The following is a 12,962-nucleotide window of genomic DNA, read 5'->3' on the forward strand; positions in this document are numbered from 1 at the left end:
ATTTTTGACTTACTGAATTACATATGCACTTTACTAATTTGATCTTTCAGCTTGTCCGCAGATTGAACCAACCTTGCACGTTCCTCGTCATTGAGCGGAAGATCCAAAATTTCACGTACTCCATTGTGATCCACGATACTTGGAACACCTAAATAAACGTCAGATACACCGTTATAATCTTCCAGCAGGGTGGACACATTAAGTACCGACCCCTCGTCTCCGAGAATAGCGGCTACGATACGGTCAAGAGCCAGCCCGATGGCGTAGGATGTAGCGCCTTTGGCATCTATAATTTCATAGGCAGCATTCTTCGTATTCTCAAAAATTTCATTTTTCGTTCCTTCGTCCAACTCCAGTGGAGTTCCAGCCACGTTGGCTGTGCTCCATACAGGTAACTCAGAGTCACCATGTTCTCCAATAATATGGGCGTGGATGCTTCGTGGATCGATGCCCTTTTGCTTCCCGATCAGATAGCGGAAGCGTGCGCTGTCCAGCAACGTTCCTGATCCAATGACTCTGCTTGAAGGCCAACCACTGCGTTTCCAAGAGATGTAGGAGAGAATGTCCACTGGATTGGTTGCGATCAGCAAAATGCCATGTGTATTGACCTTGACGATATTATCAATAATACTTTCAAAAATTTCGGCATTACGCTTGAGAAGATCAATACGTGTTTCTCCCGGCTTTTGTGAAGCTCCCGCTGCAACAATGATGATATCTGCATTACGGCAGTCTTCATAATCACCCGCCCATACTTTGACACCGCCGAGAAAAGGAAGCCCATGATTCATATCGAGCATTTCCCCCTTCGCCTTTTTGACGTTGACATCAATAAAGACAAGTTCTTGCATGCGTTGGCGCAGCAGCAGGGTGTAGCCGGTTGTTGTGCCAACCGCTCCCATGCCGACAATAGCCACTCTACTTCGTTTGTAAGGTTTTAAGCTCATAAAATCCTCATCTCCTTCTCGGGTTGTATACCTTTTCATTTTGGGATATTACTTAAAAATTTATCTTTCCAACTTAGTGTACCCTATATACTAACCCACCGCAAAGAAATATGACATTTTTCCTTGACTTCAAAGGCGAGCTCGCTAATAATTAATCGAATGATAAGAACACGCACTAAAGCGTTGCAGCACCGATATTGACGCATGAAATTATGGAAAGAGGATTAGGAATATGGACTTATTTCGAAAAAAAACAGGACTGCTCTCGCACGAGGAAAGCGGATCTACAGGTCACTTAAAGAGAACAATGGGGCCTTTTGATCTCACCATGCTAGGAGTAGGATGCATCATCGGGACAGGGATTTTTGTTATTACTGGCAAGGCAGCAGCAGAAAATGCAGGTCCCGGCTTGATGCTTTCTTTTGTTATTGCAGGGATTGCCTGCGTATTGGCAGCCTTGTGCTATGCAGAGCTTTCATCTACAGTTCCCGCGGCTGGGAGCGCTTATGCATATAGTTATATTGTTTTTGGAGAAGTTCTGGCCTGGGTACTGGGTTGGGACTTGATTCTGGAATATGGAGTAGCGGCCGCCTCTGTGAGTAGTGGCTGGTCTGCTTACTTTCAAGGCTTGCTGGCCGGATTTGATATACATCTACCGTTAGCTTTAACCGCAGCCTTTGATTCGACCAAGGGGACCATTATTGATCTGCCAGCGGTGTGCATCATCATGCTCATTACACTGTTGCTAAGTCTCGGAGCCAAGGAAACGGTCCGATTCAATTTCATTATGGTTTGTGTCAAAGTTGGGGTTGTACTGTTATTCATTGCGATTGGAATCTTTTATGTTAAGCCTGCCAACTGGACACCATTTTTGCCTTATGGATTTTCTGGTGTATTAAGTGCTGCGGCAATCGTATTTTTCGCTTATCTGGGTTTCGATGCTATCTCAACTGCAGCCGAAGAGGTACGCAATCCGCAGCGGAACATGCCCATCGGCATTATCTCTTCTCTAGCCATCTGCACGATATTGTATATTGCCGTTTCAGTTGTGCTAACGGGGATGGTACCTTATACGCAGTTGGGCGTTAGTGATCCGGTTGCGTTTGCTCTCCGCTTTATTCATCAGGATTTCGTAGCTGGATTAATTTCAGTCGGTGCGATTGCAGGGATGACGACCGTTTTACTGGTTCTGTTGTACGGCCAGACACGATTAATCTTTTCCATGTCACGTGATGGCCTTTTACCCGTTTTTTTATCTAAAATAAATACCAAAACCCAAACACCAATTCGAAGTACATGGCTGGTGGGTAGCATTATCGCATTGGCTAGCGGCTTGTTCCCGTTGCATGCACTGACCAATCTAACGAGTATTGGAACTCTGTTCGCTTTTGCTGTAGTCTCGGTCGGGGTCATCGTTCTGCGCAAGACACGCCCGGATTTGAAAAGAGGGTTTACCGTACCATGGGTTCCGTTGCTTCCGCTACTGAGTGCTTTGGTTTGCATCGGTCTGATGCTTCAGCTTCATATCAGCACCTGGATCGGATTTATCGTGTGGCTACTGCTTGGATTACTGATTTATTTCTTCTATGGATATCACAAAAGTTTGTTGAACCATAAATCCTGAACAATATTAGTATAAAAAAAGCCGGTATCCTTCACTTTTGTGAAGGAGCCGGTTTTTTTTGTCATTACGCGAAAAGTGTCACATAGGGGTGTTTATGGTATAATTCTGTTTCAGATAAGCTTTTGGCACGTGATTACCGCATGCCATCGAGGGAGGATTTTGATATGAAACTGCGCTGGCGTGCGCTCTTGGGAGGAGTAATGCTGTTGACGGGTATTTTGCTAACTGCCTGTTCTGCTGAAACCCCAAAAACTGTAACTAAACCTTCGATTGAGGAACCAGATGACCAGGGACAGACGATAACTATTAATCCGCCGGTGACCCCGAAGGCGGGTGATCCAAACGCCAAATATGTTGTACAAACACGAATCGCGGATTTTCATTTAATCGATAACAATAAAGGGTTGGTTTGGGGAGTTACCCATAATGAGCTGCGCCTTTATGATACCCATGATGGTGGGAAAACATGGAATAATATTTCTCCCTCCGAAAATGTTCAATTTCAAGACAAGCTTGAATATGGCAAGGATATCAGCTTCACAGATTCCCGTCACGGTTGGGTTGTCCGTCAAAATCTGGACCAAACAGCAACGGTCATTCTAAGAACGTCAGATGGAGGACAGAGCTGGGATGTATCAGCGCTACCAAGCGGAGACCATGTAAGCTCGATTCAATATGTAAATCCAACTACAGGCTGGATCATGGCTTATATAAAACTGAATGAGCAGGATCAACAAAAAATGTTGTATCACACCACCGACGGAGGAGCCACGTGGAATAAAGTTGCCCAAAGTTCTGGTATGACATCCAACAAGTCAGGCTCAGGTTTACCCGATCAGGGCAGTGTGGCGGGAATGAGCTTTTCTTCCAACAATCAGGGTTTTGTGGCGATTAATGTGGACAGCAGGGTGAAGTTGTATAAAACTTCGAATCTAGGGAAAACGTGGACTCCGGTCGCTAACAGCATGCAGGGTTGCCCTCAGGCTAAGGCAGAAGCTCAGCAGTCTCTTGAAGGTAACAGTTCTTCATATTGGATTCCGGTTCTCTGCTACGGGGATAAAGGTACAAAATATAACGGGCTATTTACGAATAATACAGGAACACAATGGAATGATGTGCCATTGGGTCTGAGTAGCAATAATACTTCTATAACTCCTGGGCGTACCTTTCTAAGCGATAAAGAAGGGTGGGTTATAACCGTAAACGGAATGAGCCGTACAATGGATGGAGGGAAGACGTGGACAAGTCTCAGAGGCAACAAGGTGCTGCCTTCGAAGCTAAAAGACTATCCACGATCAGTCAAGCTACGTTTTGCTTCTTCATCGGTAGGTTGGCTGCTTTTGGAACGACTAGACGACAAGAAATCACTGCTGTTAAAAACAACGGACGGTGGTGCAAACTGGAGGATTTTATAATCACGATAAAGGTGATTGCCCTGGGATGTCTTCCCAGGGCGTTTTATTTTTAAAAAATTTAAATTTTATACGACAACATGTGAAAAAAATCACAAACTAACAAATAAGCCACTGTTATACTAAACCTGTAAACAACGATAGGAGTGATAATCATGAGAGCGAATCAGGATCATATGTTAACCCAATACTACCTTCAATTTTGCTACACTTGTCAGGATGCCTACGGTTGCACGACTGAAGAGGACTGCAAGCAATGCGCAGAGCGTTACGCCGAGGAAGAAGATCATGAAGTTCTGGATGAAACACAACGTTATCTCCAGCTTGTACATGTGTAAATCGATGAGCTATTCTGATATCGCCATATCTTGAGCCTCCCGGATTAATCCGTGGAGGCTCTTGGCGTTCTTGAGGGTTACTATCAAATTTGGGCAGCAACATACATATACTGTTATAGAAGGCTTGAGGCAGGTCAGGATGCCCGGTGGTTTCCCTGTGGAATGCCTGGCGGAGAGGAGTGCGGTGCATGGGATTTGAGTCATTATGGATGTTCGATTGGCTGGGTACGGTATTGCCCGTATTTTTCGTAGTTGTGTTGGGTATTGTCGTGTTGTCTGCGGGCAGGGAAGTCATGGAATGGAGCCGGAACAAGCGGCAGCCTGTGTTGACGGTGGGTTCCCGCATTACGGCCAGAAGGACACATCTCCAACAGAGGCGCCAGGAGGAACAAGGCACTCGTACCTATACCTTCTATTATGTAACCTTTGAGGTGGAGAGTGGCGACCGGATGGAGTTCAAAGTATCTGGGGAAGAATATGGTCAATGTGCTGAAGGGGATGAGGGACGGCTTACTTTTCAAGGTACAAGGTATATTGGATTTCAGCGTCTTAATCGCTATAGTTTGGAGCAGGTTAAAATGTAGGATTCAGTCAAAAATATTCATGCTCATTTACAGCCTTCTGCTAGGAGTCAGGGTAGGGGGCTGTGAATGTTTCTTGTACGGCACATTTTGGTACATATATACTAAAACAGAGTAGTTCAGAGGAGGAATAAGTCGTGTCATTTGAAGGACAAGTTGTTATTGTAACAGGAGCAGCGCATGGTATCGGGAAAGAGGTCGCTTTTGCCTACGCTGCTCAGGGTGCCAGAGTCGTGTTTGCTGACTGCAATGAGGAAGAGGGCGCCGCAGCTGCTGCAGCAGTCCGGAACGAGGGTCATCAGGCCATTTTTATCCCTTGTGATGTGCGTAAGGAAGAAGATATTGTAGCGCTGATCCGTGCCACGGAAGAAGAATACGGTACAATTCATACATTGATTAACAATGCAGGCGTGTCCAGATGGAAATCTCCATATGAGTTAACCGTAGCAGAATGGGATGACATTTTGAACACAAACGTACGCAGCTGTTTTATTGCAACAAGAGAAGCGGCTAAGGTAATGAAGCGGAACGCAGAAGGGGGCTCAGTGGTTAATATGACCTCTACACGAGCTTTCATGTCAGAGCCGGATACAGAAGCCTACGCAGCATCCAAAGGAGCCATAGCCGCCCTTACACACGCGATGGCCATATCGCTAGGAAAGGATAGGATTCAGGTCAATTGTATTAGTCCAGGATGGATTGAAACCGGGGATTACGAGCAATTGCGTGCTGAAGACCATCAACAGCACCCGGCTGGACGAGTAGGGACCCCTAAAGACATCGCACGAGCCTGTCTGTATTTGACACAACCGGGCAATGATTTTGTAACAGGCACGAATTTGGTGGTCGATGGTGGCATGACGCGTAAGATGGTTTACGAGCCATGATAAAAGCCTAAATAAGTAGTCCCATTCTTGGGGCTATTTTTTTATTTTCTGGACTGTCACTTATTGGGCATTTGTACCATAGGATAGGGTATGTGATTGAGAAGCAAGGAGGGGACGCGATGGCTGTAATCAAGACCAACTCAGGGGATGTGAGGACCCTCGCCCGGCTGATGCGGGCTGAGGCCGAAGGTGAAGGTGAGATGGGAATGCTCATGGTTGGTAATGTCGGTGTGAACCGAATTTTATCCAATTGCCTGGATTTCCAAGGGATACGCCTCATGAATGACATGGTGTTTCAAAGCCCCGGAGGTTTTGAAGCTACTCAGAAGGGGTATTTTTATCAGAAAGCCCGTGATCGGGACATTCGACTTGCCCAGCGTGTAATTAATGGAGAAAAAATACGTCCGGCATCCAATGCATTATGGTTTTTCAGACCGGCTGGTGAATGCCCGGGTACCTGGTATAACCAGACCAATACCGGACGCTTTAAAGCCCACTGCTTTTTTAGCCCGACTGCACAGGACTGTCCTAATGTATATTAGACACCTTTCAGAATGGCTTGAAGAATTAAAGTTAAATTAAAACCATCTTAGGAGGAATTTACATGATTTCACAGCAAGCTTACCGTCCCGTATCTTATGCTTCCGGTAATGGATATCCCGAGTGGCCAAGAGGGATGGCTCCAGCCGGAACCATGCAACCTATGCAACCTATGCAACCTATGACTGGCTTTCCACCTCAAGTAAGTAGTGGCAGCCCTATGACACCAACGGGTACAGTGGTGCAGGTTCAGACTCCGCAATACGAGCAATCATACATCGAGAATATTTTACGCTTGAACTTGGGCAAAACGGGAACCTTTTATATGACCTATGAAAATAACCGGGAATGGAATGCTAAAATATTCAAAGGCATTCTAGAAGCAGCAGGTCGGGACCACATTATTATTAGTGATCCGGCGACAGGCAAACGGACCATTCTGCTGATGTTAAACCTGGATTATGCAACTTTTGATGAGCCATTGTTGTACCAATATCCCGGCGTCATCGGGAACCCGGGCGGATCTCCGGTTCGCTGATGCCTTCATATATATGAGTTTACATCCTCTGCCAGACGGCAGGGGATGTATTTTGTTTATATTCTTTCTCAAATATAGTTGCTTTCTTGGTGGTAAGAGGCGAAAATGAGAGCTTTCCGACCTAAATGATAGAGGGATTGATTTTTCTGACATTGCTTGTGGTTTGACTGTATAGAGTATAGTTATATAATTAAATATAAGCTGATAAATGATTTAATCATTTTGCGGAATATGGCTTAGGGAAGCCGGAAGGGGTGAATGTGTTGGGAAGTTGACGCTGCTTATGATGTGTTATCGTTCTGTCTATGATGAAACTATCCGAAGGAGGTGCGCCTGTCTGCCGTAATGACGGCTGATGGGGAGCATATTGAGTGACCCTTTACCGAGTATGTTTAACTTATTTATTGTTTTTGCATTAGTATTATTGAATGGATTTTTTGTATCTGCGGAATTTGCCATGGTGAAGGTTAGGGGCAGCCGTATAGAAACCTTGGTGGAGGCGGGCAATAAAAAGGCCGTATACGCCGCCAATATGATACACAATTTGGACGCTTATTTGTCTGCTTGCCAATTGGGTATTACCCTAGCATCGTTGGGACTGGGATGGATCGGAGAGCCGGCCATCGCACATTTGATTAAACCTATATTTACTGCCGCTGGCTTGGGAGCGGTATACGTGCACGGTACTGCCGTGGTCATTGCATTTATTATCATTACGATTCTGCATATTGTATTGGGTGAATTGGCACCCAAAACGATAGCTATTCGTAAATCTGAGACTATTACGCTGTATTCGGCCATGCTGATGACTTGGTTCTACAAGTTGATGTATCCATTCATATGGGCGTTGAATGGAATGGCGAACAGCCTGCTGCGTTTATTTCGTCTGGAGCCGGTATCCGAATATGATGATTCCGCGCATACGGGGGATGAAATACGCATTCTGATGAAAGAAAGCAATAAGAGCGGACTAATTGATAATACGGAATTGGCGCTTGTTGATAATATATTTGATTTTGCCGACACGACCGCCAGGGAAATCATGATTCCGCGCACGGAGATGATCTGTTTATACAGTAATGAGTCTACAGAAGAAAATCTCGCGATTGCGACGGAAAGCATGAGAACCCGTTATCCAATCTGCGCCGAAGATAAGGACCATATTATCGGCTTTATCCATATTAAAGATCTTCTACGTGCAAACACGCTGGATACCCGTACGATGATTCGCCCGATTCTTGCTGTTCCTGAATCAACGCAAATTAGTGATCTGCTCAAACGCATGCAGCGTAGCAAGACGCAAATTGCAATTTTGATTGATGAATACGGTGGCACATCGGGTATGGTAACGCTGGAAGATATTATGGAAGAAATCGTCGGTGAGATTCAGGATGAGTTCGACCAAGAACGTCCGAGTTGTGAGCAGATTAATGACGAGGAATTTTCCATTGACGGTATGTTATTAATTGATGAAGTGAACGATCGCTTTGGACTGGATCTTGATCATGAGGATTATGATACAGTAGGAGGCTGGCTGTACTCACATGTAGAGGTTATTCCTCCACAGCCAGGCCAGTCTGTAGTGTTTGAAGGATGTATGTTCATTGTGGAAGAAGTTGAAAACAAGCGGATTTCACGTATTCGGCTAATTAAACAGCCTATCGTCGTGGAGGAAGCAGGAGTCTCATAATGGAATAAATATGGAAAGCGACCTTCAATGATGTGGGGTCGCTTTTTAATTTGCCTTCTTTACATAAAGGATATGAATTGATATGATATTCGTGTTATTGTCAACCTAATCGCATATCAATAGGTTGACAATAGAGCGAATTTCCTTACGCTAAAAATCTCATCTGGTTACATGTCCATTTAAATGAGGGAGGAAGAAATATGAATTTATTCAATAAGGATGTATTCAATAAGGATGTAGATTGGGGCCGATTAGCTGAAAAAGCGATCCATTTCAGCAATCTGACGCTGGAAGAAGGTACGGCGGTACTGGAAGCGGACGATGCAGAAATATTACCGATTATGCAAGCTGCATTTCAGGTGCGGCATCATTTTTACGGAAAAAAAGTAAAGCTCAATATGATCATGAACGCCAAAAGTGGTCTGTGCCCGGAGGATTGTAGTTATTGCTCACAATCCATCGTTTCCACGGCACCTGTCAGCAAGTATAGTATGCTGGACAAGGAATCACTGTTGGCTGGGGCAAGGGAAGCCGTAGCACGAAAAGCAGGGACATATTGCATTGTAGCTTCCGGCAAAGGTCCGACAGATCGGGAGCTGGATCAGGTAATTGATGCTGTACAGGAAATTACTCGTACCATGCCGCTCAAGATTTGCGCTTGCTTGGGGATTCTCAAGGGAGATCAAGCACGGCGATTGGCAGATGCGGGGGTACACCGTTACAATCATAATTTAAATACAAGCAAGGCCAACTATCCCTCGATTACAACCACACATACATATGATCAACGCGTCGAAACTGTGAAAATGGCTCAATCACACGGAATGTCTCCATGCTCTGGCGTTATTATCGGTATGGGGGAGACGAATGAGGAAATCGTTCAAATGGCTTATGCCTTACGAGAGTTGGATGCCGACTCTATTCCGATTAATTTCCTGAACCCAGTCCCCGGAACCCCTTTAGGAGAAGCACAGCGGATCTCGCCGATCCAAGCTTTGAAGGTGTTGGCGCTGTTCCGGTTCATCTGTCCATCCAAGGAAATACGCGTTGCAGGCGGAAGGGAGTTAAATCTGCGTTCATTACAACCGCTATCCCTTTATGCAGCAAATTCGATTTTTGTAGGAGATTATTTAACGACAGAAGGCCAAGAAGTTACCGCTGATCATCAAATCATAGAAGATCTTGGCTTTGAAATTGAGATGTGTGCTCTTTCAGCCGTATAATAGAGATTGTACAAACATGGAAGGGAGAGTTGAATGATGAGCGAAAAAGTATTTATTAGTCCAGGTAAATATGTGCAAGGGAAAAATGTGATTGATAAAACAGGTGAATATGTTAAGCCTTTAGGTCATACGGCCTTGGTTATTGCGGACAAGCTGGTTTGGGAGATTGCAGCCGATCGGGTGGTCAAAAGTCTAGAACAGGCTGAGATTACGGTGGTAAAGGTTGAGTTTCAAGGGGAAGCATCCAAAAATGAAGTAAACCGTATTGCTGATGAGGGACGAAGCGGCCAGGTCGATATTGTCATTGGTGTAGGTGGCGGTAAAACGTTGGATACCGCCAAAGCCGTTAATGAGCTACTCGATTCCTCAGTTGTGATTGTTCCAACGACCGCCTCTACAGACGCACCCACCAGTGCACTATCTGTTTTGTACACCGATGAGGGTGCATTTGATACGTATTCCTTTTTCAGTAAAAATCCAAGCTTAATCCTGGTTGACACGAAAATCATATCTCAAGCACCGCCTTTGTTCCTCTCCTCAGGTATTGCCGATGCTATGGCAACATGGATTGAAGCCCGCGCAGTCATTGAAGCTCGTGCTACCACTATGGCTGGCGGCTTGCCAACGTTGGCGGCAGAAGCCATTGCGTCCAAGTGCGAGGAAGTTCTTTTCGATTACGGACTGCAAGCTTATGAATCTGTGAAACGCAAAGTTGTTACACCAGCGCTTGAAGCGGTGGTGGAAGCCAATACGTTGCTAAGTGGTTTGGGTTTTGAAAGCGGTGGCTTGGCAGGCGCACATGCCATTCACAACGGTTTTACCGTACTCGAAGGAGACATTCATCACCTGACGCATGGTCAAAAAGTAGCCTTTGGCACCTTAGTACAGCTTGCCTTGGAAAAAAGACCTTTAACTGAGGTGGAGCGGTATATTGATTTTTATCTAAAACTGGACCTGCCTGTTACGCTGGAAGACATTAAGCTGCAAGAAGCCTCACGAGAGGATTTGTACCGGGTAGCTCAGGCTGCTACCAAAGAAGGCGAAACAGCTCACAATTTACCATTTGCTGTTACAGCGGATGATGTGCTTGATGCAATCTTAGCAGCTGACCAGTATTCAGTTGCCTACAAGGCTAAAATTGGATATTGAAACTAATCCCATACTCATAAAGTAGGTTCAGAGGTCGCTAATAAGCGGCCTTTTTCCATTATTTAACTTGCAGCTTATGGTATGATTTTCATGGTACATAATTAGGAAATCCCGGGAGTATATTTACGGCTCCCCTAAATTTTGAGAGGAGTTTAGCGATGGCAAAGTGGAATGTAGAAGATCAAGGTACTCAATATACTATTGAGTATAAGCGTGGCTTTAACGGTGGAAAAGTCATTGTGAATGGTAGCGAGCAGAAGGTGAAAAGCCAGAACGCATTTTTAAACTTGATTGATTTTCCAATAAGATTAAAGGAGAAAGCTCTGAATGTTGTAGTCATTGGCAACAAAGCAGATTTAGCTGTGAACGGTATATATCTTGGGTCCAATCAACCTTATGTTCCAGTAAGTAAGGCTCCTGGCTGGAGTTGGGCTTTTGTCGTGGTCAGCTTGGTTATAGGGTGGTTATTTGCAGGCGTCTTTGGTCTGTGTTTAGGGATATTAGGTAGTATGTTCTATGTGAAATCATCTTTATCCTTACATCAAACCATTAATCGAAGAGTCGTAAGCTGCTTTATTGTCTTTTTCATCATCAGCATAGTACAAATCGTTTTTGGACTTGCAGCGAACTATTGGATTAATACACTGTGAATATAGGTAACATATCCTAACGGACGAAGCAAGAAGGCTCTCCCGCATGAAGCGGTGAGAGCCTTTTTTGCCGTGTTAGATCGCCCAATTTCCTTTACGGAAGATCGGTTCCTCAGTACCGTCTTCGGTAACGCCGTTGATGTCCATTTCACCTGAACCAATCATAAAGTCGACGTGAGTCAGACTGGAGTTCAGACCGTTGGCAGCCAACTGCTCTTGAGTCATATCTTTACCACCTTTAAGGTTGAATGCATAGGCATTACCGATAGCCAGATGGTTCGAGGCATTTTCATCAAACAATGTATTGTAGAATAAAATATTTTTGTCAGAGATCGGTGACTTGTGAGGCACGAGCGCAACCTCGCCCAGGTAGTGTGAACCTTCGTCCATTTCTACGAGATGCTGGAGAGTCTCCAAGCCGGTTTCGGCCTGTACATCGACAATACGTCCATTTTCAAAGGTCAGTGAGAAGTTGTCGATAATGTTGCCACTGTAGCTGAGTGGCTTGGTGCTGCTGACTTTACCGTTTACTCCCGTTTTAAGTGGAGCAGTAAATACCTCTTCAGTAGGCATGTTGGCTACAAAACTATGTCCCTGTTGGTTGATGCTTTCGGCTGCTACCCACAGATGGTCTTTTGCAAGTTCGATGGTGAGGTCTGTGCCTGGAGCCAGATAATGCAGCTTTTTATAGCGTTTGGAGTTTAAAATATCAGCTTTGCTGGAAAGAGTTTTCAAGTGCTCATTCCACGCCTCCACAGGGTTGTCCAGATCCACACGTACAGTGCTGAAAATGGCTTCCCACAGTTTATCCATTTGCTCGGAAGCTGGCAGATCAGGGAACACTTTGGCTGCCCATTCTGCTGAAGGATAAGCAATCAGAGACCAGCTGAACTTGTCAGCCATTTGGTATTCACGGTATTGCCGTAATTCATGTGATCGCACACGCTGGGCAGCGGTAATTCTGCTGGACGGAATCCCTTGAAGCAAATCAGGATTCTCGGCAATGACATGGAGTACTGCAGCGCCATTTTCCACTTCTTCAGTCATTTCGGCTGCGTACCATTTGGGAGCAATATTAAAAGTTTCATCAGGAGCTAGTTCATACTGTAATCGGGTAACCGTCTCATCACTCCATTTTACTTTTACCAGCTTGGCTCCGACAGTATACGCTGATTTAACGATAAGTCGTACGAGTTCGGCGGACGAGATTGGCGCATGAACGATAAGTGTCTGCCCAGGTTGGACATTCGCGCCCACTCGAACGGCTAATTCCGCATATTTCTGCAATTTTTGTTGAAAATCTGACATATAACTTTCCTCCATTTCACGAAAAAGCCTCAAATAAGAATAGGGTAATTCGCACAGTTTTTTTGCAAATTCCAC

13 protein-coding genes are annotated in these 12,962 nt (G+C 45.0%); 11 read left to right on the forward strand and 2 right to left on the reverse strand.

Annotated features, from left to right (window positions below):
* Nucleotides 1-17: 17 nt before the first annotated feature.
* On the reverse strand, nucleotides 18-947 hold the full coding sequence (locus ACXHJ2_RS09955; RefSeq protein WP_025678944.1) for an L-lactate dehydrogenase: 930 nt from the start codon (nucleotides 945-947) through the stop codon (nucleotides 18-20).
* 232 nt (nucleotides 948-1,179) lie between these two features.
* Between ACXHJ2_RS09955 and ACXHJ2_RS09960 the strand changes: the two genes are divergently transcribed.
* From ACXHJ2_RS09960 to ACXHJ2_RS10010, 11 genes are all read left to right on the forward strand, one after another.
* Nucleotides 1,180-2,571: an amino acid permease gene (locus tag ACXHJ2_RS09960; protein WP_025678942.1), complete on the forward strand. Its 1,392-nt coding sequence runs from the start codon at nucleotides 1,180-1,182 to the stop codon at nucleotides 2,569-2,571.
* Nucleotides 2,572-2,735: 164 nt separating this feature from the next.
* Nucleotides 2,736-3,986, forward strand: coding sequence for a WD40/YVTN/BNR-like repeat-containing protein (locus ACXHJ2_RS09965; RefSeq protein ID WP_129549407.1), 1,251 nt, complete (start codon nucleotides 2,736-2,738; stop codon nucleotides 3,984-3,986).
* Nucleotides 3,987-4,138: 152 nt separating this feature from the next.
* The gene (locus ACXHJ2_RS09970) at nucleotides 4,139-4,321 is read left to right on the forward strand and encodes a hypothetical protein (protein ID WP_013371387.1); all 183 of its coding nucleotides are present in this window, start codon (nucleotides 4,139-4,141) and stop codon (nucleotides 4,319-4,321) included.
* A gap of 188 nt (nucleotides 4,322-4,509) precedes the next feature.
* Complete coding sequence (locus ACXHJ2_RS09975) at nucleotides 4,510-4,905, forward strand: DUF2500 domain-containing protein (protein WP_013371386.1); 396 nt, start codon at nucleotides 4,510-4,512, stop codon at nucleotides 4,903-4,905.
* A gap of 134 nt (nucleotides 4,906-5,039) precedes the next feature.
* A complete protein-coding gene (locus ACXHJ2_RS09980; RefSeq protein WP_013371385.1) occupies nucleotides 5,040-5,789 on the forward strand; it encodes an SDR family NAD(P)-dependent oxidoreductase in 750 nt (249 codons plus the stop codon).
* A 119-nt stretch (nucleotides 5,790-5,908) separates the two neighbouring features.
* Nucleotides 5,909-6,331, forward strand: coding sequence for a cell wall hydrolase (locus ACXHJ2_RS09985; RefSeq protein ID WP_013371384.1), 423 nt, complete (start codon nucleotides 5,909-5,911; stop codon nucleotides 6,329-6,331).
* 62 nt (nucleotides 6,332-6,393) lie between these two features.
* Complete coding sequence (gerQ, locus tag ACXHJ2_RS09990) at nucleotides 6,394-6,867, forward strand: spore coat protein GerQ (RefSeq protein WP_025678937.1); 474 nt, start codon at nucleotides 6,394-6,396, stop codon at nucleotides 6,865-6,867.
* A gap of 388 nt (nucleotides 6,868-7,255) precedes the next feature.
* Nucleotides 7,256-8,557: a hemolysin family protein gene (locus ACXHJ2_RS09995; protein ID WP_185156515.1), complete on the forward strand. Its 1,302-nt coding sequence runs from the start codon at nucleotides 7,256-7,258 to the stop codon at nucleotides 8,555-8,557.
* A gap of 200 nt (nucleotides 8,558-8,757) precedes the next feature.
* The gene (bioB, locus tag ACXHJ2_RS10000) at nucleotides 8,758-9,780 is read left to right on the forward strand and encodes a biotin synthase BioB (protein WP_165080666.1); all 1,023 of its coding nucleotides are present in this window, start codon (nucleotides 8,758-8,760) and stop codon (nucleotides 9,778-9,780) included.
* Nucleotides 9,781-9,816: 36 nt separating this feature from the next.
* Nucleotides 9,817-10,929 carry a glycerol dehydrogenase gene (locus ACXHJ2_RS10005; protein WP_064964151.1) on the forward strand — a complete coding sequence of 371 codons (1,113 nt, stop codon included), beginning with the start codon at nucleotides 9,817-9,819 and terminating at the stop codon, nucleotides 10,927-10,929.
* 158 nt (nucleotides 10,930-11,087) lie between these two features.
* Complete coding sequence (locus ACXHJ2_RS10010; protein WP_025678931.1) at nucleotides 11,088-11,579, forward strand: hypothetical protein; 492 nt, start codon at nucleotides 11,088-11,090, stop codon at nucleotides 11,577-11,579.
* Between the two features lie 75 nt (nucleotides 11,580-11,654).
* Here the strand turns inward: ACXHJ2_RS10010 and ACXHJ2_RS10015 are convergent, their stop codons facing one another.
* The gene (locus ACXHJ2_RS10015; protein ID WP_040103648.1) at nucleotides 11,655-12,887 is read right to left on the reverse strand and encodes an aminopeptidase; all 1,233 of its coding nucleotides are present in this window, start codon (nucleotides 12,885-12,887) and stop codon (nucleotides 11,655-11,657) included.
* Nucleotides 12,888-12,962: the final 75 nt, after the last annotated feature.

The organism is Paenibacillus sp. ALE3 (assembly GCF_054113405.1).

What these genes read in the sequence shown, in the direction of transcription:
- ACXHJ2_RS09955 (WP_025678944.1), bottom strand. Translation starts at nt 947, where the DNA reads ATGAGCTTAAAACCTTACAAACGAAGTAGAGTGGCTATTGTCGGCATG.
- ACXHJ2_RS09960 (WP_025678942.1), top strand. Translation starts at nt 1,180, where the DNA reads ATGGACTTATTTCGAAAAAAAACAGGACTGCTCTCGCACGAGGAAAGC.
- ACXHJ2_RS09965 (WP_129549407.1), top strand. Translation starts at nt 2,736, where the DNA reads ATGAAACTGCGCTGGCGTGCGCTCTTGGGAGGAGTAATGCTGTTGACG.
- ACXHJ2_RS09970 (WP_013371387.1), top strand. Translation starts at nt 4,139, where the DNA reads ATGAGAGCGAATCAGGATCATATGTTAACCCAATACTACCTTCAATTT.
- ACXHJ2_RS09975 (WP_013371386.1), top strand. Translation starts at nt 4,510, where the DNA reads ATGGGATTTGAGTCATTATGGATGTTCGATTGGCTGGGTACGGTATTG.
- ACXHJ2_RS09985 (WP_013371384.1), top strand. Translation starts at nt 5,909, where the DNA reads ATGGCTGTAATCAAGACCAACTCAGGGGATGTGAGGACCCTCGCCCGG.
- gerQ (WP_025678937.1), top strand. Translation starts at nt 6,394, where the DNA reads ATGATTTCACAGCAAGCTTACCGTCCCGTATCTTATGCTTCCGGTAAT.
- ACXHJ2_RS09995 (WP_185156515.1), top strand. Translation starts at nt 7,256, where the DNA reads ATGTTTAACTTATTTATTGTTTTTGCATTAGTATTATTGAATGGATTT.
- bioB (WP_165080666.1), top strand. Translation starts at nt 8,758, where the DNA reads ATGAATTTATTCAATAAGGATGTATTCAATAAGGATGTAGATTGGGGC.
- ACXHJ2_RS10005 (WP_064964151.1), top strand. Translation starts at nt 9,817, where the DNA reads ATGAGCGAAAAAGTATTTATTAGTCCAGGTAAATATGTGCAAGGGAAA.
- ACXHJ2_RS10010 (WP_025678931.1), top strand. Translation starts at nt 11,088, where the DNA reads ATGGCAAAGTGGAATGTAGAAGATCAAGGTACTCAATATACTATTGAG.
- ACXHJ2_RS10015 (WP_040103648.1), bottom strand. Translation starts at nt 12,887, where the DNA reads ATGTCAGATTTTCAACAAAAATTGCAGAAATATGCGGAATTAGCCGTT.